Annotated in this window: 25 protein-coding genes; 14 read left to right on the forward strand and 11 right to left on the reverse strand. The window is 55.8% G+C overall.

From position 1 onward, the window contains the following. The first annotated feature begins 194 nt into the window (after window positions 1-194). From H7849_RS06525 to H7849_RS06535, 3 genes are all read left to right on the forward strand, one after another. On the forward strand, window positions 195-677 hold the full coding sequence (locus H7849_RS06525) for a hypothetical protein (protein WP_186745125.1): 483 nt from the start codon (window positions 195-197) through the stop codon (window positions 675-677). Between the two features lie 144 nt (window positions 678-821). Beyond that, complete coding sequence (locus H7849_RS06530; protein ID WP_251106654.1) at window positions 822-3,209, forward strand: Orn/Lys/Arg family decarboxylase; 2,388 nt, start codon at window positions 822-824, stop codon at window positions 3,207-3,209. Between the two features lie 123 nt (window positions 3,210-3,332). Continuing rightward, entirely contained in the window at window positions 3,333-3,785 is a 453-nt protein-coding gene (locus tag H7849_RS06535; protein WP_186745126.1) for a DUF1761 domain-containing protein, read from the forward strand. Window positions 3,786-3,906: 121 nt separating this feature from the next. Here H7849_RS06535 and H7849_RS06540 read toward each other — a convergent pair whose 3' ends face one another. Then, window positions 3,907-5,394, reverse strand: coding sequence for a B12-binding domain-containing radical SAM protein (locus H7849_RS06540; protein WP_186745127.1), 1,488 nt, complete (start codon window positions 5,392-5,394; stop codon window positions 3,907-3,909). A gap of 414 nt (window positions 5,395-5,808) precedes the next feature. Between H7849_RS06540 and H7849_RS06545 the strand changes: the two genes are divergently transcribed. Continuing rightward, the gene (locus H7849_RS06545; RefSeq protein WP_251106655.1) at window positions 5,809-7,860 is read left to right on the forward strand and encodes a hypothetical protein; all 2,052 of its coding nucleotides are present in this window, start codon (window positions 5,809-5,811) and stop codon (window positions 7,858-7,860) included. Between the two features lie 147 nt (window positions 7,861-8,007). Then, on the forward strand, window positions 8,008-8,337 hold the full coding sequence (locus H7849_RS06550; protein WP_186745129.1) for a VOC family protein: 330 nt from the start codon (window positions 8,008-8,010) through the stop codon (window positions 8,335-8,337). Here the strand turns inward: H7849_RS06550 and H7849_RS27055 are convergent. Beyond that, window positions 8,319-8,543, reverse strand: a complete 225-nt coding sequence (locus H7849_RS27055; protein WP_349627456.1) for an FAD-dependent monooxygenase — start codon at window positions 8,541-8,543, stop codon at window positions 8,319-8,321. The two genes, H7849_RS06550 and H7849_RS27055, sit on opposite strands and share 19 nt — an antisense overlap. 160 nt (window positions 8,544-8,703) lie before the next feature. Here H7849_RS27055 and H7849_RS06560 point away from each other — a divergent pair, with 160 nt between their 5' ends. Beyond that, window positions 8,704-10,083 carry an MFS transporter gene (locus H7849_RS06560; protein WP_186745131.1) on the forward strand — a complete coding sequence of 460 codons (1,380 nt, stop codon included), beginning with the start codon at window positions 8,704-8,706 and terminating at the stop codon, window positions 10,081-10,083. Between the two features lie 37 nt (window positions 10,084-10,120). Here the strand turns inward: H7849_RS06560 and H7849_RS06565 are convergent, their stop codons facing one another. The 3 genes from H7849_RS06565 to H7849_RS06575 form a co-directional block, all read right to left on the reverse strand. Further along, on the reverse strand, window positions 10,121-10,651 hold the full coding sequence (locus H7849_RS06565) for a TlpA family protein disulfide reductase (RefSeq protein WP_186745132.1): 531 nt from the start codon (window positions 10,649-10,651) through the stop codon (window positions 10,121-10,123). Then, the gene (locus H7849_RS06570) at window positions 10,605-11,381 is read right to left on the reverse strand and encodes a LolA family protein (RefSeq protein WP_186745134.1); all 777 of its coding nucleotides are present in this window, start codon (window positions 11,379-11,381) and stop codon (window positions 10,605-10,607) included. Before H7849_RS06570 ends, H7849_RS06565 begins: the two co-directional genes overlap by 47 nt. 160 nt (window positions 11,382-11,541) lie before the next feature. Beyond that, entirely contained in the window at window positions 11,542-13,686 is a 2,145-nt protein-coding gene (locus tag H7849_RS06575) for a M28 family metallopeptidase (RefSeq protein WP_186745136.1), read from the reverse strand. 236 nt (window positions 13,687-13,922) lie between these two features. Between H7849_RS06575 and H7849_RS06580 the strand changes: the two genes are divergently transcribed. Beyond that, window positions 13,923-15,212, forward strand: coding sequence for an MFS transporter (locus tag H7849_RS06580; RefSeq protein WP_186745138.1), 1,290 nt, complete (start codon window positions 13,923-13,925; stop codon window positions 15,210-15,212). Window positions 15,213-15,284: 72 nt separating this feature from the next. Here H7849_RS06580 and H7849_RS06585 read toward each other — a convergent pair whose 3' ends face one another. Beyond that, window positions 15,285-15,707 (reverse strand): ester cyclase, encoded by a 423-nt coding sequence (locus tag H7849_RS06585; RefSeq protein ID WP_186745139.1) that lies wholly within the window; start codon window positions 15,705-15,707, stop codon window positions 15,285-15,287. A 65-nt stretch (window positions 15,708-15,772) separates the two neighbouring features. Continuing rightward, the gene (locus H7849_RS06590; RefSeq protein ID WP_186745140.1) at window positions 15,773-16,732 is read right to left on the reverse strand and encodes a catalase family peroxidase; all 960 of its coding nucleotides are present in this window, start codon (window positions 16,730-16,732) and stop codon (window positions 15,773-15,775) included. A 176-nt stretch (window positions 16,733-16,908) separates the two neighbouring features. Between H7849_RS06590 and H7849_RS06595 the strand changes: the two genes are divergently transcribed. Together H7849_RS06595 and H7849_RS06600 are read left to right on the forward strand one after the other, a co-directional pair. Further along, on the forward strand, window positions 16,909-17,139 hold the full coding sequence (locus tag H7849_RS06595) for a DUF433 domain-containing protein (protein WP_186745141.1): 231 nt from the start codon (window positions 16,909-16,911) through the stop codon (window positions 17,137-17,139). A gap of 14 nt (window positions 17,140-17,153) precedes the next feature. Next, the gene (locus tag H7849_RS06600) at window positions 17,154-17,522 is read left to right on the forward strand and encodes a DUF5615 family PIN-like protein (RefSeq protein ID WP_251106792.1); all 369 of its coding nucleotides are present in this window, start codon (window positions 17,154-17,156) and stop codon (window positions 17,520-17,522) included. On the opposite strand, the gene mscL is transcribed toward H7849_RS06600, so the two are convergent. After that, window positions 17,519-17,920 (reverse strand): large conductance mechanosensitive channel protein MscL, encoded by a 402-nt coding sequence (gene mscL, locus H7849_RS06605; RefSeq protein ID WP_186745143.1) that lies wholly within the window; start codon window positions 17,918-17,920, stop codon window positions 17,519-17,521. The two genes, H7849_RS06600 and mscL, sit on opposite strands and share 4 nt — an antisense overlap. Before the next feature lie 196 nt (window positions 17,921-18,116). Here mscL and H7849_RS06610 point away from each other — a divergent pair, with 196 nt between their 5' ends. Further along, complete coding sequence (locus H7849_RS06610) at window positions 18,117-18,812, forward strand: CoA transferase subunit A (RefSeq protein WP_186745144.1); 696 nt, start codon at window positions 18,117-18,119, stop codon at window positions 18,810-18,812. 62 nt (window positions 18,813-18,874) lie between these two features. Here H7849_RS06610 and H7849_RS06615 read toward each other — a convergent pair whose 3' ends face one another. Together H7849_RS06615 and H7849_RS06620 are read right to left on the reverse strand one after the other, a co-directional pair. Continuing rightward, window positions 18,875-19,090 carry a hypothetical protein gene (locus H7849_RS06615; protein WP_186745145.1) on the reverse strand — a complete coding sequence of 72 codons (216 nt, stop codon included), beginning with the start codon at window positions 19,088-19,090 and terminating at the stop codon, window positions 18,875-18,877. Between the two features lie 139 nt (window positions 19,091-19,229). After that, complete coding sequence (locus H7849_RS06620) at window positions 19,230-19,934, reverse strand: CoA transferase subunit B (protein WP_186745146.1); 705 nt, start codon at window positions 19,932-19,934, stop codon at window positions 19,230-19,232. A gap of 91 nt (window positions 19,935-20,025) precedes the next feature. On the opposite strand from H7849_RS06620, the gene H7849_RS06625 reads away from it, so the two are divergent. From H7849_RS06625 to H7849_RS06640, 4 genes are all read left to right on the forward strand, one after another. Beyond that, the gene (locus tag H7849_RS06625; RefSeq protein WP_251106656.1) at window positions 20,026-20,247 is read left to right on the forward strand and encodes a permease; all 222 of its coding nucleotides are present in this window, start codon (window positions 20,026-20,028) and stop codon (window positions 20,245-20,247) included. A 450-nt stretch (window positions 20,248-20,697) separates the two neighbouring features. After that, entirely contained in the window at window positions 20,698-21,387 is a 690-nt protein-coding gene (locus tag H7849_RS06630; protein WP_186745148.1) for a hypothetical protein, read from the forward strand. Between the two features lie 47 nt (window positions 21,388-21,434). Continuing rightward, the gene (locus H7849_RS06635; RefSeq protein WP_186745149.1) at window positions 21,435-22,211 is read left to right on the forward strand and encodes a hypothetical protein; all 777 of its coding nucleotides are present in this window, start codon (window positions 21,435-21,437) and stop codon (window positions 22,209-22,211) included. Window positions 22,212-22,217: 6 nt separating this feature from the next. Further along, entirely contained in the window at window positions 22,218-22,745 is a 528-nt protein-coding gene (locus H7849_RS06640) for a hypothetical protein (protein ID WP_251106657.1), read from the forward strand. A 111-nt stretch (window positions 22,746-22,856) separates the two neighbouring features. Here the strand turns inward: H7849_RS06640 and mtnA are convergent, their stop codons facing one another. Then, window positions 22,857-23,915 carry an S-methyl-5-thioribose-1-phosphate isomerase gene (gene mtnA / locus H7849_RS06645; protein WP_186745150.1) on the reverse strand — a complete coding sequence of 353 codons (1,059 nt, stop codon included), beginning with the start codon at window positions 23,913-23,915 and terminating at the stop codon, window positions 22,857-22,859. Window positions 23,916-23,920: the final 5 nt, after the last annotated feature.

Consider the following 23,920-nt stretch of genomic DNA (forward strand, 5'->3'; position numbering starts at 1 on the left):
TGTAAATTATTGAAAATACGTAGCGCCCGCGTAAATTATTGATTCTGCTTGGGTTGATCTTTTCCACGTTGCCGACTGGATAAATTCTCCCCTTATCTCTATTGTAAAGAATTGTGCGAATAAACACGCCAAATTGCGCTTGCGTTAAGTGATTGATCTAGTGCGACTTGCAAATTTTCTTTCAGGAAGTGGGCTTGACAAGATTTATCGGCCTGTCGTTTAGCGGCCCATCGAGGCACACCGCAATTCCAGGGATTGTCTTTCTCGCGATCATCTTCTGGTTGAGTTGCGTGGCGGTGATTACCTGGATTTACGGCCCGGGCAAGCCTCCACAAGCCTACCTTGCCGCACCGATTGAAATGGCGTGTGCGATCACATTGATTGCACTTCCTACGTGGATTCGCCCCATGTTTTTTCCGGAGCCAGGACGACGCTGGAACCCGTTGGCGATCGCAATTGCAATGCAATCCTTTGTACTGCTTGAACTGTATGCGGTAGCGATTTACTGGGCTGGAGCGGATTCACCTGTTGTAACGGTTTTCGGTTTCTCAGCGACGCGGATATTCAGAGAGGATTCCTGGGCAGTCTTTCCATTGATATGTGTTCCAATCATGTCCTGTATTTCCGGCATTTTTTGTGCGACTGCCAGTTGGATGATGACCAGGCTTCTGAGATGAGCAGGTCCTGCCCCTTCATTCCATTTCAGGGTCAGGATGACAATCTTAGCGGGCGATCCAAAACAAAATTTAACGTGCTGTTCAAGAAGCTGGAGAATCCCTGCGCCGCTTGAGCGCATAGAGTAGGAAAGTAGGAAAACGAGGTTGAGATATAGATACATGGAAGAAGGCCGGTGGGTTCTGCTCATCGCGAGTGAAGCAGGCGGGACCGATTCTGTCTCTGACCGCGCCATGGAGCGGTTGGTGGAGGCGATCGAAAAAGAAGGCTTTCGCGTGGTGCGAACCGCTACACCCGAGGACGGGCTGGCGCTGGTGAATTCCGACCCGTCGCAGAGCGCCGTGTTGCTGGACTGGGATCTTCCGGAGAACAAAGAATTTGACGAGCGCTCGGCGTTGCGCATCATCCGCGCAGTGCGTCGCCGCAACAAGAAGCTGCCGATTTTCCTGATTGCCGACCGCACGCTGGTGAGCGAGCTGCCGCTCGAAGTGGTGAAGCAGGTGCACGAGTACATTCACCTGTTCGGCGATACTCCGGCGTTTATTGCCAACCGCGTGGACTTTGCCGTGGAGCGGTACGAGGAGCAGCTTCTGCCGCCGTACTTCCGCGAGTTGGTGAAGTACACGGACCAGGGCGCGTATTCGTGGGATGCGCCGGGACACATGGGCGGCGTGGCCTTCCTGAAGCATCCGGTGGGGATGGCCTTTCACAAGTTTTTTGGCGAGAACCTGCTGCGGTCCGATCTGGGCATTTCAACGGCGCAGCTTGGCTCGTGGCTCGACCACATCGGGCCTCCGGCGGAGTCGGAGCGGAATGCGGCGCGCATCTTTGGCGCGGACTGGACCTTCTATGTGCTGAATGGATCGTCGACTTCGAACCAGATTGTTGGGCAGGGCGTGATTGCGCACGATGAGATGGTGCTGGCCGATCTGAATTGTCACAAGTCCATTTGCCACTCGTTGACTGCGACCGGCGCGCGGCCGGTGTACTTCAAGCCGACGCGCAATGGCTTCGGCATGATTGGATTGGTGCCGCTGGCGCGTTTTCGTCCGGAGAATATCCAGGCGATGATCGATAAGAGCCCGTTTGCGCAAGGCGCGGTTTCGAAGAGCCCGAGCTATGCGGTAGTGACCAATTCCACGTATGACGGGTTCTGTTATCACGTAAATTCTGTAGTGGAGCAGCTGGCGAAGAGCACGCCGCGCGTGCATTTTGACGAGGCGTGGTATGCGTATGCGAAGTTCCATCCGCTTTACCGCGGGCGCTTTGCCATGGATGTGCCGGATGAGATGCCGGAGCGTCCGTTGCTGTTTGCCACGCAGTCGACGCACAAGATGCTGCCCGCGTTTTCGATGGCTTCGATGATTCACGTGAAGCTGAGCCCGAGGGCTCCTCTCGAATTCGACCAATTCAACGAGTCGTTTATGATGCGCGGCACGACGTCGCCGTTCTATCCGATGATTGCCTCGATTGATGTGGCGACGGCGATGATGGACGAGCCTGCGGGATCGACGCTGATGACGGAGACGATTCAGGATGCGATCACGTTCCGCAAGGCGATGGCCTCGGTGGCGCACCGCCTGAAAGCGGAAGAGGGTGGCGGCTGGTTCTTTGGCATGTTCCAGCCGGATTATGTGAAGGATGCGGCGAACGGGGAGACCTTCCGCTTTGAAGACGCTCCGGACAGTCTGCTGTCGCAGTCTTCGCAGTGCTGGACGCTGAAGGAGGGCGAGACGTGGCACGGCTATCGCGACGAAGATATTGCCGACGATTACGTGCTGCTGGACCCGACGAAGGTCACGATCCTGACTCCGGGGATCGACGCACAGGGGAATATGAGCGACTGGGGCATTCCCGCGACGATTCTGACGGCGTTTCTGGATTCGCGGCGCGTGGAGATTGCGCGTACCGGCGATTACACGATCCTGACGCTTTTCTCAGTCGGCACCAGTAAAGGCAAGTGGGGAAGCCTGCTGGAGACGCTCTTTGAGTTTCGCCGGCTGTACGACCAGGAGGGAGCGCTGAGCGATGCGCTGCCACAGCTGGTGGCGAAGTATCCAGAGCGCTACGGCACGATGGACCTGAAACAGCTGAGCGACGAGATGCACGCGATGATGAAGGAGATGAACCTGCCGGGGCTGCTACACGAGGCGTTTGACGTGGAGTCGAATCCGGTGATGACGCCGGCGGCGGCTTACCAGAAGCTGATTCGAGAAGGCACGGAGAAGGTGAAGCTGACGGAGATGGCGGGGCGCATTCCGGCGGTGATGCTGGTGCCGTATCCGCCGGGGATTCCGATCAGCATGCCGGGCGAAAGGCTGGGCGATGCGAACAGTCCGGTGATCCGGTTTCTACTGGCGCAGGAAGAATTCAGCAAGAAGTTTCCGGGCTTCGAGCGCGAGGTGCATGGCATCGAAGTCGATCCGGAAGGGAACTTCTGGATGCGGGGCATTATTGAGACGCCGGGAAAGCGCGCTAACGGCAAGAAGCCGAGGACGCATCCTTCATCGAGGGCTGCGAAGAAGACGCTGTAAGCGACGACGACCAAGATTTGTGATGAAAGCCTCTTCCACTGGGATGGAAGGGGCTTTTTCATGTTTAGAGCCATCCGCGTGTCGGGTACAATCGCTGACTGACTTCGAGAGAGGGGACGACAGATGCTTGAGACGCGAAAGGTGCGGCTGAATTATCTTGCGATTCTGGTGTCGGCGCTTGTGTATTTCGGCATGCAGGCGGTGTGGTTCACCGTGTTCATGAATGAATGGCTGGCGGGAATTGGAAAAACTGCGGAGCAGCTGCACCAGGAGGGAGCGAGCGTGGCGCTTGCTTACTTGATTGCATTCTTCGCAGACCTGGTGATGGCGGCGGCGATTTCGTGGTTTACGCAGATGACGGGGAAGCAGAATGTCTTTCGCGGCGCGATGGTGGCTATCGTCGCGTGGATTGGATTTGTGCTCACAACATGGTCGGCGGAATATGCGTTTGAGGAGAAAGGCCTGCGGATTCTCGCGGTCAACACAGGCATTTCTCTAATCGGCATGGTGGTTATGGGTGTGATTCTAGGAGCGTGGAAGGCGAAGTCGACGACAATTCAAGTCGATGCGGTTTAGTCACTCACCTATGTCTTCTGCACGAAGAGGCCAGAGAAGCATTGGTGGACCGATCCCAAGCACAACTACGCGCCTGTGGCGCTTCGCTCACGATGACAAATCATGTCTACGCGCTGCGGAGTTAGAGGTATTCGCGTTCCTGGCGGCGGATTTCCTTGTAGCGGCTGAAGGCTTTTCTGTCGCTTTCAAGGCCCAGCACGTTGCGCCAGGTGCTGCCGCGATAGGTGTGCTTCATCATTTTTCGGCCGTTGCGGAGGACGAACCACGGGTCGTGGACGATGACGGGAAGGATGTGCTTGGTCTTGATGCCGCGCTCGCCCTTCCAGCGCAGATATTCGATCTGGTCGGCGGAGAGGTGCTTGGTGCGGACGACAGCGGTGGTGCCGTCGTATTCATGGAGCTGCTCGTTGGCGATGAGGCCCTGGTCGCGAAAGTCTTTGGTCATGGGAGTGCGCGGGTAGGGCGTGGGGTGCTGAATGTAAGGCCAGTCGACGTATTTCTTGGCGAACTCCATGTTGGCTTCGATGGATTCGAGGGTGTCGTCGGGGCTGCCGACGATGAGGCCGCCGACCACAAACATGTGGTTCTTGTGCAGGTAGTCGATGGCTTTGAGCGTGGCGTTGCCGACTTTCTTGCCTTTGTCTCTCGCCGTATTTTTCGAAGACGCTTTGAGGAAAGTCAGATCGCTTTCAAGGATGTTTTCGATGCCGAGGAAGACGTAGCGGAAGCCGGCTTTATGCATGAGCGGGGCAAGGGTTTCGCCGTGGTTGGCGATGGCGGAAGTCATGCCCTGGACGAAGTAGTCGATCTTGTTGAGGCCGGCCTCGATAATGGCGTTACAGAAGCCCTCAAAGCGGTGGACGTCGAGGGTAATGTTGTCGTCGACGAGGAAGATGGTTTCGGCGCCATGGTCGCGGGCGTCTCGAATGTCTGCAATGACGCGGTCGAACGAGTAGGTATGGAAGTTGCGGCCACGCATTTCGATGATGGAACAGAAACTGCAATCGAAGGTGCAGCCGCGCGAGGTCTCGATTACGTCGGCCTGGCGCCCCATGATGGTGTAGCCCGACAGGACGCGCGCCTTGCGGTTGGGCAGGCGGATTTCGTTGTCCTCAAGGCGATGAATGGCGCGATTCGTATTGTGGACCCAGCGATCGTTTTCCCTGTGCGATAGACCGGCGATGAAGTGGAGCGACGATTTGTTTTCGAGGGCGCGCAGCAACTCGCGGAAGGTCACTTCGCCTTCGCCGCGCACGATGAAATCGACGGGAAGGGCGGTATAGTCTTCGAAGGCTAGGCTCGGGTCGTATCCTCCGGCGACGATTTTCGTATCCGGTTTCAGGGTCTTGACGAGGTCGGCTATGCGGGCCGCAGTGCGGCGCTGAAAGGTCATAACAGACATGCCGACGACGTCAGGCTTGTGTTCTTTGACCAGTCTCGTGACTGTCTCGCGTACCCTGTCCTGGCAGAGAATGAGATCGGCCACGGCCACGTTGTGGTGCGGATCGACATTGCCGGCGAGGGAGACGAGCGCGCCGTTGGGCATACGGATGGCGACCGTCGGCATGTGTTCGAAGGAGTCCGGCATGGAGAGGAGCAGAATGTTCATCTATGGCTTGTCTCGAAAATCCCGAGTTTGGTCTGACGACTCTCAACAGTACAGCAAAAACGTGCACCCATTGGTAGCACGATTGAGGTTAGAACTTCAATGGAATACGGATCTTGGGCGGTGTGTCAATTTGAGTCTCTACCAGGTTTTTAATTACCGATAACCCCATTTCATGCTCTAGACGCCAATTCAGGACCCTCATTCGGCGATGCCGTTTCTGGTTTGGCGGCAAGCAGGAGTTAACGAGAAGGGCGTTATTCATTGCTAATAGATTCTGAGTTGTTAGGCCTGCCATGCTGGGCGAATACTATGGACTCACGGATTGCAGCTTCTACTCAATCACCATGAGCCTGACGGACCGACAAAACGCAAAGATTGTGCGTAACAGGTGCTGATCCACGAATGAAGAAATGGATGAAGAAATCTACTGGATTGGCGAGGGTGTTGATTGCAGTCTTTTTAAGCGTGCCGCCGGTTGTTGGACAGCAGCCTTTTCCCGTCATCTCGACGGTAGACGAGTCAACTATCGCGGGGCGTCCCGTTGCATTGGACAGCGAAGGAAAGCTGCTGCCGTGGCCGATGCCGGATAACACTGGATACTCCTATTCCGCATATTTTCTCTCGCAGTGGGCGATTGTGTGGGACCAATACAATCGTCAGAGGCTGCCCTACTATTTCTGCTGTTTCGATTTTGACCGCACGACATTTGAATTGATCCCCGACCCGCACTGGGTCAATTCGACGGGCTATCTACGTGCGATGATGCAGGGTTTTATCGAACGTCTGTATCCCTATGCGGGTGACCCGCACACGCTGGAGTTCCTTGAGAACTTCGTCGATTACGAACTGGAGAATGGCACAACTCCCGAAGGCTATGCCTGGTCCCAGGTGCCTTATCCGTCGGCAAATCCCGGCAGCAAACGCTACACCGGCTGGAGCCAGCATGGAGAGGATTTTGTAGAACCCCACGTCGTCGGGGAAGATGGCTATGCCTATCTCCGGTTCTACGAGATGACGGGGAACACGAAGTATCTGCACGCGGCGATTCGTTGCGCCGACGCTCTGGTCAAGAACTTCAAGCCGGGCGATGAAAACAATTCGCCATGGCCGTATCGATGCCATGCGCGCGACGGCAGTCTAAAAAACGGAAAAGGGATGTTTCCCTACTCCGCAAACGTTGTTGAGCCGGTCATGCTGTTCGACGAATTGCTTCGACTGGATCAGGGAGATACTGCCTCGTATAAGCGGGTTCGTGAGGGTGCATGGGCGTGGCTGATGAAATACCCGATGCGCAACAACCTTTGGGTTGGCTACTTTGAGGACGTGGCGGGCAGCATGGATAACATGAACCAGGTCATTCCGCTGGAATTTGCGCGCTATGTTCTCCTGCACCCCGAGAAGGACCCTGAGTGGCGCGAGCATGCGCGACACCTGATTGACTGGGTGAAGACCACACCGAAGTGGCCCAAATATATGGTGCACGGCGCGATGGTCACAACCGAGCAGGGGAGCGGAAAAGAATTCTGCTGCAATCTGCCGAACCAGTGCTGTGACAGCCATAGCTCAAGGCTTGCTGCCGTTGAAGCCCTCTACTACGCCAAGACCGGAGACATCGCTTACAAGCAGGCTGCATATCGCACTTACAACTGGGTCACATATTTTCAGGGACTTCCTGCCGCAGCGCACGCTCCCTTCAGCACGCAGTGGTGGTTTACGGATGAATTTGCGGATGGGCCGCGCAGGATGATGGATGCCTTCTGGGCCGTACCCGAATGGGCTCCGGCCGACGAGTCGCATCTGCTCGGCTCTCTCTCCGTGGTCACAAAAATTGCGTACGGTGCAGGCAGAATCACGTATTCCACTTTCGACATGGATTCGACGGATGTACTTCGCCTGAACTTTGTTCCTGATTCCATAAATGTCGGTGGAAGGCCGATCTCTCGGCACGATGATTTGCAGCGCGAGGGATATACCTTTGACGAAAAAACACACGCGCTCTCCATACGCCACACCAGCTCCAGAGATGTAGACATTCAGGGAAAGAGCGAACAGGCTCCGCCTTCTTTCATCACCTTTGACGATCCTCATCTTCCTGCGGGAACACCCCTGCTCGGTCAATATCCTTCCGGTGTGATTGATTGGGGAAGCGGCGAGTGGAAGACTGGCACGCCATTCGGAAAGTTCGGAACCTTTACGCTTGTCACGTCGGATCCAAAAGCGACGCAGGCAGAATTTAAGTTTTATGCGCCGCGCATCTTTGCAGGCGTGGATGTTTATAACGACGCAGATAAGGATGCAACATTGACGGTGCATGCGCCGGAGAATCGCGAAGTTTCCTTCACGATCAAGGCAAAACAGCTTATTCGTTTGAGGACAGACTGGCGCGACCCATGTTCTCAGGTGGTATTCGACTTTACAAACGGTCATGCATTGCGCTTCGACAACCTGGCCTATGGTTATCCATGATCTCGTAGAGTTGCCGCTCCGGGATGAGTAACCCCAAGTCGGCACTGCGAAAGCGATTTGCCGTCGTACTTGCGGGGTTACTACCCAGACTTGGCCGATTGTTTCCCTTGTTATTGTGACTGGCGACACCATCGGGAGAGATTGTTCATGAAAATGGCGCGCGTGATTCTGTTTACCGCACAGATGGATGCGATGAGTAAGTTCTACGGTCAGGTGCTTGCGCTGGAGCAAGTCTCGATTGAAAAAGGTTGGAGGGAGTTTGCAGCAGGCGGAGCAACGATCGCGCTGCACTCCGGGCCTTCGTCGCCGGGGCGTAAGGGGCCAAAGATTGTGTTCCACGCCGAGGATGTTGCTGCTCTACGAGAAACGCTGGTGAAGCGGGGTGCGAAATTCGGGAAGGTGCGTCAGGGGGAAGTGTTCTGTCTTTGCGATGGCAAAGATCCGGATGGAAATCCGATTCAATTATCCGATCGCTGAGCTTTTGATTTTTTCAACGCTTGCCTAGCCAGTGTGTCATCGCTTCTGTGACGGCGGAGTTGGGTTGGCCATCTGTGGCCCAGGCGAAGCCGTCCGGTTTCGAGAACTAGGACGGTAACGCCCGCGAGACGGAGTTCACAGGACAGAAATAAGGCGACTGGGCCGCCGCCCACGATGACTACGTCATAGATCAAATCACGGATCAAATCACGCTCCCAACGAAAAACGCCTTAGTGCTTCGTTTATGAACGAAGGTTGCACCGGCCCTTGCTTTTTTAACATAAGCCTGAACTTAGTCGTGAATTAACACGGCTGTAACTCGCACTCGATTGCTTCAAGGCATCTCGGCTTCTAGAGGGCCTTGTTATGGCACATGCTTCCACTGCACCGGACTTCTCGGAAATGGATAACGCGGGGATCTCAAGCCACCACTGGAAGATTATGTTTATCTCGGGCATGGGCTTCTTTACCGATGCCTACGACCTGTTCATCATCGGCGTCGTCATGACGCTGCTCAAGGAAACATGGAAGGTCGGACACCTCGAAGAAAGTCTCGTGGAATCGACTGCGCTGCTGGCCTCTGCGCTGGGCGCTTTGCTGTTTGGCAGAGTCGCGGACATGGTTGGGCGCAAGCGAATTTATGGGGTTGAGGTTCTGGTGCTTGCCGCGGGGGCGATTGCCTGTGCTTTTGCGCCGAACATTCTGTGGCTTATCGGTCTGCGCTTCGTTCTTGGAATTGGCATCGGCGGCGATTACCCGGTCAGTGCGACGATCATGAGCGAGTATGCGGGCAAGAATCACCGGGGGATGATGGTGACACTTGTTTTCGCGATGCAGGCTGCTGGTCTGGTTGTGGGACCGCTCTTTGCTTCCGCTTTGCTTACGACGCATCTCTCGCATGACATCATCTGGCGCATTCTGGTTGCCTTCGGCGCCGTGCCTGCGTTGGCGGTTTATTGGCAAAGGCGCAAGCTGAAGGAGACGCCGCGTTTCCTGCAGGCGAACGGAAAACAAGAAGACGAATCGGGAAAGATCGTGGACATCGCTACAGGGCAGCCTGTGAGCCAATCGGTCTCTTTCTGGGATGGATTCCATCGGCTGGCCACTGATGAAAAGCTGCTCTTGCGGCTTGTGGGCGCGAGTGCGGCGTGGTTTCTGATGGACGCGGCCTATTACGGCAATACCGTTTCGAGCCCTCTGGTGCTTTCCGCGCTGAGCAGCGACCATACGTTGTTACAGAAGACGCTGACGCAGCTTGGGATCTTTGCGGTCTTCGCGGTCCCAGGATATGCGATTGCAGCATTGACGATGGATCGGCTCGGGCGAAAGACGATCCAGTGCCTTGGCTTCTCCATGATGGCGGTGACCTTCGCGCTGCTCGCTTTTATTCCGGATGTTCAGAAGATGGCGATTCCGTTTCTCTGTATCTACGGGTTGAGTTTCTTCTTTACCGAGTTTGGGCCGAATGCCACGACCTTTGTGTATCCTTCGGAGATTTTTCCGGTGCGGGTGCGAACGACCGCGCATGGGGTTGCTGCTGCAATGGGTAAACTGGGAGGGTTTCTCGGGGTGTTTCTTTTTCCTTATCTCATGCACTGGAAAGGGCTGCTGGCGGCGGAATCGGCTGCGGCGGTGGCCAGCTTATTAGGCTTGTTGGTGACGGCCTTCACGCTGCCTGAGACGAAGGGCAAGAGCCTCGAGGAACTATCTACGGAGCGAACGCCGGTGGAGCGGGCGGCTGCGTGAGCCGGGCTCTTCGTTACCGTCTCGCGCACTCCGCCGCTCATTTTGAAGCTGTTTCACAAGGCTGGGGCTTCTGAGTCGAAGCCAGCGAAGCGAATTGAGGACTGAGTCCGGCGAGAACTTTTCGTAATCCGGCATCGTCCTCGCCTGATTTGTAAAAGACGATCTTTCCCTGTGCGTCGATCAGTACAACGAGCGGTATTCCCAGCTTCTTAAAAGCATCGCCGATCTTTCCGTCGTCGTGGGTATTGGGCCACGTGTACTGGTGTTTGGCCAGGAAATCCGTCGCCGTCTTTTCTTCCTCATCCTCGTCCACTGACAGCAGCACCAGGCCCTTCGACGCGGCATCATGATTAAGGTCAGCCAGTTTGGGCATACTCACTACGCATGGTGTACACCATGTTGCCCAGAAATCCAGTAACACTGGCTTGCCTCGATACGACGAGAGTGGTGTCCGCTTGCCATCGGCTGCGACGAGTTGTACGTCAGGCGCGGTTTCACCTGTCATGTCCGGGCCGAACGGGTTATCGCTGAACTTTGCGATCAGCTTCGCATCGGGGGGGAGGCTCAAAGTGGAAAAGCGTTTCCGGTACAGGAGAGTTCAACTGGGCTGTTTCATATGTGGTCACTGTATCTTCGACCAAAGGGACTTGAGCGGAACCTGAAAAAAGGAAGGTGTTGGTATGTTCAACGGTCTTTCTTACTGTCCATGTGGCTTTGTCAATCCACAGAGTTTCGTCGCGCGAAGTTTCCGCTGACTGTTGGCCCTTCCGCTGTGCCTGCGTAACCTGCACTACATAAGAAGGAATCTCAGATCCGTTCAGGGAGATGACTTCGTCCGGCAGGCGGGTAGCGGAATTGTAGTGCTTGGAAAACCCTGCAAATTTTTTCTTCAGATATATCGCCTGTTGCGCGGTCTGGTCATTTATCGGCCATCCTTTGGGCTGCTGATAACCATTGGCAGGTGCCGGTGCCTGTGTGTACTCATGCTCGTTTAGACGGAGATCCCAAGCTGTCTTGCCATCGGAGATGTGGAGGGCCGACCCGAATTCCGAACGGCCCTCGTAGTGGTACCTGTTGCCGGATGCGGCTCCAATCAAGATTGTTTTCGCCCACTGGCGGCTATAGTCAGTTGTTGTCGTTTGCTCTTCCGTGGCTTGGATATACCAGTCGCTGGCTTTGGCGTAGTGATCGCTCATTTGCTGCAGAATCGTGAAGCCATCCGGTTGAGTGTCTGCGTTCTGTGCTGAAAGAGCCGTAGCTGTGAGAAGGGCGAAAAGGACCAGCCGCGCCGGATGCATAGGGCACACCTCCCATCCCCGCGAAACAGGATATACGCGAATGTTTGACGTGCAGGACCGGTCATTCGCTCATCTGTAGTTCAGGACAAGTTATCCCAGGTCTCAAAATCGAGACCTGGGGCACCCGGAGACCTGGGGCACCCTCACTTCATTCATCTCTTCATTTTGCGGCTGTCTCCAGTGTAGAGGCGGCGCGGTTGATGGCTTCAGTCAGCGCGGTGAGTTGGGCTGCACCACGGGCGCTGTCTTTGGCGTCGATGGCTTCATTTACGCCGGGGATGACAACGGCGGCGTAGCCGGTGTATTCGCCGGGAGCGTAGATGGTGTGCTTGTACCAGGTGCGGTTGGGCAGGCCTGCCTGTGAGAGCAGATCTCCTTCCACCTGGCGCAGCTGTGTATTCAGGTCTGCTGGATTGGCGGGGAGGCTTTGCTGTTTCTTGTAGACGGCCTCAGCGGCGGCGGTGAAGTGTTTTGCTGCGGCGAGTGCAGGGGCGAAGTCGAGTCCGGTGACCTTGGATTCGTCGGCTTTCTTTTTCGCGGCTTCAAGATACTCGGTGATCTCTTTACCGTAGGTTACGTAGTCGTATGGAAGTACATCGGTGTCGGCCATGTGCAGAATTTCGATGCCGAAGACCCGCGCTTGCTGCTGCTCGTAGATGAAGGTTGGGTCGGCGTTCTTGATGAACCAGTTGTAATTGTCGAAGACGGAGTGATAGACGCCGTAGGGGCCGCTGGAGCCGATGTCGGTTGATGGTACCCCTAGATGCTGGATGAAGGGCGTGTAGTCGGAGCCGCTGCCTAGGTCGCCAATTTCGACGTCTGGATTCTGATGCGCGCCCTGTCCCAGGTGTTCGTTGGCAGAGTGGCGGCGCGATTCGCCTTCCGACTGGCTCTTCTTCCACGCGTCGTAAACGTTTCCGCCTTTGGCGGCGGGGACTTCCTTTGTGACCACGCGCACGAACTCTTTGAGCGATGGAACGGCGGAGGCGTCGAAGTTTGGTCCGGCTACTCCAACATCGGTATTGAAGTAGGCGACGGCGTGGCTGAGCGCAGCGGCGTTGTCTTCAGCCCACTCGGTTGAGCCGATCAGGCCTTCTTCTTCCGCGTCCCAGCTACCGAAGATGATGGTGCGCTTCGGCTTCCATCCCGATTTGAGAAGGGCGCCGATGCCGTGCACGGCTTCTAACATGGCGGCGGTTCCGCTGTTGGGATCGACTGCGCCGTAGACCCAGGCATCACGATGGTTTCCGGCGACGACCCAGTCATCGGGCCAATCGGTTCCGGGGATTTTGCCGATCACGTCCCAGATGTCGCGGTAGGCGAAGTCCTGCTTGAGGTCCATGTGGACTTTCACGCCGCCGGGGCCGACGTGATAAGCGAAGGGCAAAGCGCCCTGCCATTCATGGGGAACATTTGGGCCTGTGAGGGCTGCAAGGATGGGCGCGGCGTCGTGATAGGAGATGGGCGTGGACGGGATCTGCGGCATGTTGGGCGCAGTTGCCGGGTTCAGACGCTGGGATTCGGGCAGATCAGGCGTGGAGGCGGTGCCGGGAGTGCTGGCGTCGCCGGGATACTTGAAGAGGTACTGCACCGCGCCGCGCTGAACTCCGGTATCGGGGCGGTAGGGGCCTTTGGGATACTTGTCGCCCTTGAAGTAGCCGTCGTCGGCGGGATCGGAGTAAATGATGACCCCGGCTGCGCCGCGCTCCTGCGCAATGTAGACCTTGACGCCGCGGAAGTTGCCTCCATAGCGGGTGAGAACGATTTTGCCTTTGACGCTGATGCCGAGGTCGTCGAGCTTTTTGAAGTCTTCTGGACGGCCGTAGTTGGCGTAGACGACTTCGGCGGTCACGTCTCCGGAAGGTGAAGAGCCGTTGAAGGCGGTGACCACGCGCGGATCGTCGTCGAAAGGATCGCCGTCAACGTGTTCGGGAGTGGGGCCGTTCATGAGCACTTTGCCGTTGGCGTCGGTTGCGGTGACGTGGATCTCTTTGGGCAGGTTCATCCATGCCTTGTAGGTCACGATAGAGGTGTCGAGGCCGGCGGCTTTGAATTTCTCTGCAACGTAGAGGGCGGTGTCGTGGTCTTCCTTCGATCCGGCAATGTGCGGCGCCGCGGTGAGCGTTTTCAATTCTTCGCCGGCGAGTTTCGCATCGGGAACAGCGAGGAACTGCTGATCGATTTTTGCCTGCGCTGAGAAATCGGGATAACCGAAGACGGATTGAGGCGCCCCGGTATTTTGCGCGGAAAGGGTAACGGCGAGAGCGGACAGGCAAAGGGAACTGGCGAGAGCACGACGGGTCAAAAGGCTGCTCCTCGAAAGGAATTGAATTGATGTGTAAAACACAAAGATTACACTAAGAGGATGGGGAAATAGCTAATAGCCGAACGCAGACAAGAAATCGGCTGGTCGCCTTACAAACACTTCCTGACAACTTTTTACAAGTTATGACAAATTCCCGCCGGGATTTGCTGCAATCTAAGAGAGACCTATGCCGATGCTGAAATCACGATGTAGACGGTTGGAAAGCGAGCGGAGTCTTGGCTGAAGAGACTATCCAGGCCGAGCTTGAGCCCGAGCTGAAGGCCGATATTGCGCTGGATCTGCCGGTGGCCGGCAAGCGGTGGCCCCCGATTGTGCGCGCCCTGCGGAATGAGGACTATCGGCTGTTCTGGAGTGGCTGCCTGGTCTCAAATGTGGGCACCTGGATGCAGAATGTGGCGCAGGGCTGGCTGGTGCTGGAGCTGTCGAACTCATCGTTCTGGCTTGGCATGGTGGGGTTTGCTGCTTCGTTTCCGTTCCTGCTCTTTACCTTGCTTGGCGGTGTGATTGCGGACCGCGTGAGCAAACGGCATTTGCTGATCGCCGCGCAGACGGGGCAGATGGTTCTTGCGTTTGTCCTTGCGGCGCTGACTTATTTCAAAGTCGTCACCATCGACCAACTAGCGTTGATCGCCTTCCTGGTTGGCGTGTCGAACGCGGTGGGAGCGCCCGCGTATCAGGCGATGGTGCCGCGGCTGGTTCCACCAGAGGATCTGCAGAATGCCATTGCGCTGAATTCCGCCCAATTCAACATGTCGCGCATTATCGGCCCGACGCTGGGCGGCTACTCGATGGCCTGGTTCGGCATGGCGGGGAACTTTTTCCTCAATGGCCTTAGCTTTCTCGCGGTACTCTGGCCGCTGCATCGCATGCGGTATCCGGTGGAAAAGCAGGAGCGGCATACGAGCGTGGTGCAAAGCCTGCGCGATGGTCTGGTTTATGTCAACCGGTCGCCGCAGATGCGGGCGATTGTGATGCTGATTGCCAGCGCGAGCCTGTTGCTGCTTCCATTCATCACGTTCATCCCGTATTTCGCGAAAGACGTGCTTAAGGTTGGCGAACGCGGTCTTGGATTCCTGATGGCGTGCTCGGGCATTGGCGCTCTGCTGGCGGCGGCTGTGATTGCTTCGTTCCCAAGGATTCGCTGGCGCGGTCGCGTGATTGTTTTTTTTGGGTTGTTTGTGATGACCGCCGTGATCGTCTTCTGCTATTCGCGCATTTTTGCTTTGTCTGCGGCAATGTCGTTTTGTGAGGGCTTTGGCATGATCATCAGCCTATCGACGGTAAACGTGACCATGCAGCAGCTTTCAAGCGATGAGATGCGCGGACGCGTGATGAGCATCTATGCGACAAGCTTTCTTGGGCTGCCGCCTTTGGGATGTCTTGTGATCGGCGAGATGTCGCGGTTTATGCCGACCGAGCACGCCATCGCCATCCTGACGGGCCTGGCAATGGTGTGCTATCTCGGGTTCTTCGTGCGGTCGCAGGCGCTGCGCGAACTGGACTAAGCCATCGCAATCTAGAATCAAAATGTACGCAGGGATATTCGAGGACTGCGCTGCAACCTCTGATTGAGTGGATTAGCTCTGAGGTAGTTGTGTCACGCCGAGCTGAGTGAACATGCCAAGCTGATCCGAGCTTCCCCAACGCTCGACCATCTTGCCATCTTTGAATTTGGCGAGCTGCACACCTCTTATCTTGATTTGCCTTCCAGTTGGCGTAATTTCGCCAAGGGGTCCCTGATGCGTGCCGGTCAAAGTATAGGCAATAGCGATTGACTCGTCATCCGCAACCAACCCTTCCAAGGCAACCTTGAGATCCGGGAACGCTGTACGCATTTGAGAAAAGAACATCCTATAACCATCTGGGCCAGCCACCTGCCCTGGAGCGGGATCATGATCCACGCATTCGGCTGCAACAGTTTCTTTGAACAGGTCAAAGTTTCCTGTGTTCACCGCTTCGGCGAATCTGCCCAATGTCGCGAGATTTGCATCTTTGCTCATAAAGCGCTTCTCCTCTCACCCTATCTCGGGTTCTTTTTGCTATCGAAACCGCTGCGCGAATCGGATTAACCGCCTTGGCCACCTGCGCGACGTCGGCGGCCGCTCATGAGATAGATCGTTGCTCGCGGCTCGAATAAGGGATCGCCCGCGGTGTCGAGGCCGTCTACGCCTGGCCGAGGGTCGAAGATGAGGTGGCGCTGCTCGGCTTCGTTGTCTGGCGCCACTGCAGTCAGCGTGATTTCACCCAACTTCATCTGCTTGCGGTCTTCCGGCCACTGAACCGTTGCGTCATCGGTCACGTCGCCTTTCTCTCCGAGTTGGACGAAGATGTGGAATTTGACCGGACCGGCTGCGATTCTTTCCTTTAGTTCATCGAAGAGATAATTCGGGCCTTTCGCTGCGGCCGCGTCTGCGTCGAGGTATTCTGTTCCGAGATCGGGAACAATGCGGTAGCGGCCATGGCGTTCACTCCCTTCTGCGTTGATGAATTTGAATGCGCTGATGGCGAAGAAGTGCTCCCGGGCGAAGCTTGTGGGAAAGGGCTTGGGCATTTGTACGAAGGCGAGTGCTGCGGGATGCGAGCCAAGAAACTGCTCAATCGGACTCGGGTGCGGAACATCGGGCCCGCTGGCGATCACGGCGTGTAAAAATCCGAGGAACTCCTCGGCAGTGCGGCTCGGGAAGGCATTTGCGGAGTGGGCGACGATGTCGGTGTGCGAGTGCTCGGCAAGATGGAAGCGAAGGGCAAAGCCGCGAGGGCTGGCTCCTTCCGGATGGTTATCAGGGACATTGGGAATGCCGGCAAAATCGGAAAAACGCACCGATACAGGAGTGGAACTGCGTGTGATGTGCGGCGCTTTGCTTAACGAGGCCGCTTCCGCAGTGGGCACGAAAGTCCCGGTGAGGAGCAGGCCTTTCGCGTGAGCGGCGCGATAGCCCGCGTGGGGGCCTCCACCGACGGTATCAAATGCCTTCAACAAAGCTCTGCCGAGAGCTAGTTCTTTTTCATCTGTAGGGAGCGGCATTACTGATTTCTCCTTTGATTAACAGGGAATAGCCTTCACTGTAATGGCAAATGATGCCGAGCGTGTTACGAAGTCGCAAAAACCTGAGAAGGGACTGAAGTGGGTTACATGCGCATACCTCGAATGAGGTACGCTTAAGTCAAGGCTGTTGACGCAGGCTGAGCTGCGGAGGGCATGTGGACCTTTTAAATCGCATTACGCAGCACCCTGAAGTGATGGGTGGCAAAGCATGTATTCGGGGCATGCGGGTAACTGTAGGCATGATCGTGGGCCAGATCGGTGAGGGCCGTAGCATCGAAGAAATCCTCGCTGACTACCCGTATATCGAGAGGGAAGACATTCTCCAGGCACTTCGCTATGCGGCGTGGCTTGCCGAAGAGCGTGAGGTTACACTGGCGAGCGCATGAAAGTTCTCATCGACATGAACTTGTCACCACGATGGGTTCTGTTGTTGCAAGCTTCGGGATTTGAAGGTTGCCATTGGTCGGAAAAAGGTCAAGCAACTGCGAGAGACACGGAGATCATGACTTACGCAGTTGCAAATGATTTCGTTATCCTCACGCACGATCTCGACTTCAGCGCCATTCTGGCAGTGACACACGGAAGCAAACCGAGCGTCGTTCAAATTCGAGGCGACGACCTTCGCCCCGAGGCCATCGCTGATAGCGTAGTTCGCGCATTTCGTCAGATGCAATCTGAGTTGGAAGCCGGAGCGTTGCTTACGATTGATCCTAAACGTACTCGTTTGCGGGTACTGCCGCTCCTCCTGCAAGAGAAGACGGATATTTAAGCGACGAGTTGCGTGCAGTGAGAGCAACGCTTTGCATCGAGTGGAATATCGCTGAGGCATTGCGGGCACGGATGCGTTTTGGGCGGCTCGGCCTTCGCAGGGAAGAAGCGTGCCATGAGCTTGTTAATCGGCAATACGAAGATGAAATAAACCGAAGCGGCGATGAGCATGAAGGAAATGAGTTGGTTGAGGAAATTGCCGTAGGTGATCTTTCCACCGTTGACTTCGAGCACAAGATAAGAGAAATCGGGCTTCTTGAAGATTGCGGCGATCAGAGGGTTGATGATGTCCTTTACCAGTGAGTTGACGATGCCGGTAAAGGCCGCACCGATGACGACTGCTACTGCCAGATCTATAACATTTCCACGCAGAACAAAGTCACGAAATCCCTTTAGCATGCTTGTTTCCTCCGGTTTCGCAATACGCTGACATGCTACAGCACATCTGTCTCGAACTGTGAAGGGGAAGATGTGCGTTCGCTGCATCCGCCTAGCGGGCTGGTTGACGTCAAACTGCGTTTGTCGGGAGCGTCGCGCGTCCAGTATTCTGCTGAGTGCTCCGCGTCAAACGGAGCGTAGAAAGAGCAGGTACGTATTGAAAAAAGTTGTTGCGAGCGCAGACGAGGCGGTGCGGGATATTTTCGAGGGCGCGACGATCATGATTGGCGGCTTCGGACTATGCGGCATTCCCGAAGGTTTGATTGAAGCGCTGGTGCGCCTCGGAGTGAAGGGATTGCGCACCATCAGCAACAACATGGGAGTGGACGGCTACGGCATGGGAAAGATGCTGGAGTCGGGCATGATCACGTCGCACACCGGCAGCTATGTGGGCGAGAACAAGCTGCTGGAAGACAAGGTGCTCAAGGGCGAACTGGACCTAACACTCATCCCGCAAGGAACGCTCTCAGAACGCATTCGCGCAGGCGGCGCCGGTATTCCGGCGTTCTTTACTCCAGCGGGAGTTGGAACGCTGGTGGCAGAAGGGAAAGAAGCACGGAATTTTGATGGCAAGCCGTATATCCTCGAACGCTGGCTGCGCGCCGATTTTGCGCTGGTGAGAGCCTGGAAGGGCGATACGTCAGGAAATCTTGTGTATCGCAAGACCGCACGGAATTTCAATCCCATGATGGCGACGGCGGCGAAGATCACCATCGCCGAAGTGGAGCACCTTGTCGAGCCTGGTGAGATTGATCCTGATCATGTTGTCACTCCCGGAATCTACGTGAAACGCATTCTCGAGGCCGACAGCCGCGAAAAGAAGATCGAGCGCAGAACTCTTCGCCGGGCTTGAGAAAATCAGACTCCTCAGCAGCGATGTTTTGGCGGGGTTGCGGAATACCGCTTAACGTTTTTTTAGTTTTGCGGTGTACTCATTTGCCGGATCTGCTCCTGCAACTGCGAGCAGAGGGCGCGATATTTGAGAACGAAGCGGGCATCGGCAAAAACGGTTGCACCTGCGATGAAAATGGCTATGGCCAGCACCCATTTTTCTGTTTTTCCTGCGGCTTTGGCTACTTGCCGGAAGGACAGGGCAATGACAAATGCCGACAACATTGCGCAAATCGTCATGGACGGCAGCCGCTCGCAAAAGATTCCCCCGGAGCCGAAGGCAAGCCACGCTGAGCCGCCTGCAATGATTGCAGAGAGGATAAGGGATACAGTAGATCTGGGTCTCAACTGGGGCATATAGGAGAATTGCAGCTACGCTTCAGGCAGACATTTCCTTCAATTGTGTGCTGACCCTCAATGTTGCTTCCGTGGCGCGCTGAACGTCGTCGACGGTGAGGCCGGGGGCGATCTCTTCGAGCACCAGACCCTCGGGCGTTACGTTGATCCAGGCCATCTCCGTAGCGATGATGTTGACCACCTTCAATCCAGTGATGGGCAGCGTGCAGCGGTTGAGGATCTTGGGCTTGCCGTCTTTGGTAGTGTGTTCCATGGCAACAATGACGCGGCGGGCGCTTGCGACCAGATCCATTGCGCCGCCCATGCCCTTGACCATTTTGCCGGGGATCATCCAGTTGGCGAGGTTGCCTTCCTGATCGACTTCCATGGCGCCAAGGATGCTGAGATCGATGTGGCCACCGCGAATCATGGCAAAGGAATCGGCGCTGGAGAAGTACGAGGTTCCGGGAAGTTCCGAGACGGTTTCTTTTCCGGCATTGATCAGGTCAGGATCTTCCGTGCCTTCCAAAGGATATGGGCCGACGCCGAGCATGCCGTTTTCCGACTGCAGTACGACTTCGACGCCGGGCGGAACATGGTTGGCGACCAGCGTGGGCATTCCGATGCCGAGATTGACGTAATATCCGTCGTGCAACTCGCTAGCGACTCGTTTGACAATACGCTCACGTTTTTCCGTTTCCTTCTGTTTGTCCGGCGTCGAGGCAGCAAGGTTCGATAAAGTAGACATAGTGGTTGTTTGGTCGATGCCTCCGGCATTCTTCAATCTTCGAGCGCGGTCTCTGGCGCGTGGAACCATTCTAGTCCTTGGAAGTCTGGTGATGTCGTTTCTGCTGTCAGGCTTCCCCAACACACATCCCTCGTTGAAACTCATGATCCCGGCCTTCGTGGCTCTCTATGGAACGTACGATACGGCGCGCTGTCTTCGGCTGCGTTGGAGCTTTTATCACGGCGGGGTACTGCTTCTTCTTTACACGGATGTCATGGCTCTGGCGATGATTTTTTTCCTGTTGCTCTATCCGTATGCGCAATGGATTCAGTAAGCCTGACTGTGACAAATAGGGGAAGGCATGTATGACGGCGTGTCAAAAGTGCATGTTAGTCGGTAAATCCTACCGCGGACGACGGGAATAGGTTGTATGCCTCGTCTCGCTATCCGGTACGAGGTGGGGTGTTTCTGCCGCTATCACAGTGCAGAAAACATGCCAAATTACTCCTTTTTACATATCCATCAGCTAATTCCCGAAATGGGAATTAGGCATAACCTTAGGTACATCATATAGTTACATCCCTAAGTAACTTCGGAAGTAATAACACTTATAAGTCAATACTGAAATGGGTAACAAGTTGTTGTTTCAAAAGGCTTTTCGATCATTTACCTTTTTGGCATAGAGAATGCTCCGCTAGGCTGTTCAAGTGTCGCCGGGGAGCATAGGCTCATCTAGAAGTCAGGCATCTGCCTAGTATCCCTCAATTCCAAAGGAGAGTTTCGGATGAAAGTTTGGGCACAAAACATTTTGTGTGTTTTTTCTGCTTTGATTCTCAGCGTAGCCACAATTTATGCACATGCCGGAATTACCGGCAGTGACCCGCGTCCCCCGAAGAGTTCAGTAGTCGTAGCTGGAATCACGGGCAGTGACCCGCGCCCGCCCAATAGTTCAGTAGTCGTTGCCGGAATTACCGGCAGCGACCCGCGTCCGCCGAAGAGTTCAGTAGTCGTTGCTGGAATCACGGGCAGTGATCCCCGCCCGCCCAAGAGTTCAGTAGTCGTCGCTGGAATCACAGGCAGCGATCCACGCCCGCCCAAGAGTTCAGTAGTCGTTGCTGGAATCACCGGCAGTGACCCGCGTCCCCCCAAGAGTTCAGTCGTCGTTGCTGGAATCACGGGCAGCGATCCGCGTCCGCCCAAGAGCTCGGTAGTCGTAGCTGGAATCACCGGCAGCGATCCGCGTCCCCCGAAGAGTTCGGTTGTCGTTGCCGGAATTACAGGCAGTGATCCGCGCCCGCCAAAGAGCTCGGTAGTCGTTGCCGGAATTACGGGTAGTGATCCGCGTCCGCCCAAAAGCTCAGTAGTCGTTGCCGGAATTACGGGTAGTGATCCGCGCCCGCCAAAGAGCAACGTAGTCGTCGCCGGGATTACCGGTAGTGATCCACGTCCGCCGAAGAGCAACCTGACTGCATAAAATTCTTTTGATCTGATAACTACAAAAGTGCGGAGTAAGATCATGCTGTGAAGTTTCCCCTCGCAGCTCTGGTCCTCTGGGCAGCTGGCTTTGTTGAACATGCTGGCGTTCTGCTTGTCCTGATTGTGCGTAAGCGCTGGAGGACGTTTCCGATTTTTACTGCGTTGATGGGGTTCAACGCGCTCCGCACAATTGTTCTGGTTCTGCTTTGGAGGCAAGGCAACACCCATCATTATTGGATTGCTTACTATTGGGCCTCCATTATTGACCTTGCACTCCAACTGGGCATCATTTTTGAGCTTGCGCGCGTCGTTTTGAAGCCTACCGGCACCTGGATTCGCGATGCCGGGTACACATTTCTACTGTGCGGCCTCGCGGGCGCCGCTGTTGCGGCTGGGATTGCGTACTTTATCCATCCCATCTCTGACAACACGTTCGATGTCTGGGTGGAAAGAGGGCAGCTCTTTTCAGCCATGCTGACCCTGGAACTGTTCGCATCCATGCTGTTTGCCTCTACGCGGCTGGGTCTCCTGGGAACCAGCCACGTTATGCGACTTGGACAAGGATGGGCTGTCTGGGCGATCGCTGACCTGGTATCTGAAGGAATCTACAGCCATTTCGGCCCGGATTGGCATTATTTAGGACTGATAGATAGCATTAGAATTTTGGCATATCAAGCGGTTACTATTTACTGGATAGTAACCCTCTGGCGTCCGGAGCCGATTCGTCGTACACTGTCTGCGGAAATGCAGGCCTATCTGGACGGCCTTCATGTACAATTGCAGTCTGATTTGAAACAAGTAAGCAGTATCGAGAAACATTAAACTGCTATGGCATATCTCGCGTTAGGTCTGTTTGGTTTCGTCGCGGTCGTTGCGCTCATTTATGCGCATGCACGGTCGCGAAAGCTGCTGGCCAAGGACTGGCAATCGCTGGTCACATCGATTGAACCCATGCACATGCGGGGACTTGAGATGGTTGCGCTCGATCATCTGGAGCCGCAAAAGAATCAGTTACGTCTAGAGCCCGACGAAATCTGGGGGCTGGTTGGTGGTAAGGAAGGTTTGCGGCGGATGGAGCACAACGCAGACTTAATGATTGCGCTGGCTGCCTACGTTCGCAACTGGAATTACGATCAGGCCATCATTGTGGCGGAGCGCATTCGCCATGACTCGGTCCAGTTGAAGCGGGCAGTTCGTAGAATTCGTTGGAACGCGCATATGCGCCGCGGTCAGATACGGATTCCGTTTTATGTTCATCAGGCGGCTGCGGCGTATTACCTGATGACCAAGCGTCTGCTGTCTCTCTACGAGACGAACCAATACCTTCTCTATCCGGTGCTGGCCGAGGCCCTGTAAAGAGCAGCTTATCTGATTTCAAGCTTGAAAAGCCCGGGTTCAGTTCCCGGGCTTTTCTGCGTTGATATGGCGGAGCCTACCCCGAATGGCTCGCATGATGGATCAGCCTGCTTATCGGGCGGTTGGAATTGCCTCCAGCTCAGCCAAAGATTCCGCGTAGGGTGCGCGCAGCACGCCTCGTTCTGTAATGATGGCGGTGACGTATTTTGCCGGGGTTACGTCGAAGGCGGGGTTTTCGATGCCAACGCCGTGCGGAGTCAGCTGCTTGCCGGCATGGTGCGTGACCTCGCGCTCCGGGCGCTGTTCAATGGGAATGCCGTCGCCTGTTGGCGTGGCTGTGTCGATGGTGGACCAGGGCGCGGCCACGTAAAAGGGAATGCCGTGCTCCTTGGCCAGAATCGCTACGTTGTAGGTGCCGATCTTGTTGGCTACATCGCCGTTGGCAGCGATGCGGTCAGCGCCGACGACGACAGCTTTGATTTTCCCCTGGCGCATGAGGCTGGCAGCCATGTTGTCGCAAAGAACGGTTGTCGGAATGCCGTCGTGCATCAGTTCCCACGCTGTAAGACGAGCACCCTGCAGGAATGGGCGTGTTTCGTCGGCGTACACGTGGATAGCGCGTCCGCGTTCAACGGCAGCGCGGATGACACCGAGAGCCGTGCCGTAGCCGCAGGTGGCCAACGCTCCGGCATTGCAGTGGGTGAGCACCCCACCGGTTTCGGGAAGCAGTTCGGCGCCGTTTGCGCCCATGGTTTTGCACGCGGCGATGTCTTCGTCGTACATGACCTGAGCTTCCTTGATGAGAGCGTCGGCGATCCCTTCGCGAGTGATTCCGGGCTTTGAGGCAAGCGCAGAGAAGAGATCACGCATATGAGCGATGGCCCAGAAGAGGTTCACGGCCGTAGGACGCGTGGCGGCGAGCGTGTTGCAAATGGCGCCAAACTCTGTGGTCAGGTCGGAGATGCTTGTCGCTTTGCTCTCTTTCACTCCCAATGCGACGCCCATTGCCGCGGAAACACCAATGGCGGGCGCGCCGCGGACTACCATGGTGGTGATGACGTCAGCTACCTGCCGGTAGCTGGTGGCAAGCACATAGGTCTCTTCAAGCGGAAGCTTCGTCTGGTCCAGAAAGCGGACGCCATCCGCAGTCCATTCAAGTGTAGGAATCATCTTAA

The sequence above is a fragment of the Alloacidobacterium dinghuense genome, from assembly GCF_014274465.1.
GTDB classification, from domain to species: Bacteria; Acidobacteriota; Terriglobia; order Terriglobales; family Acidobacteriaceae; genus Alloacidobacterium; species Alloacidobacterium dinghuense.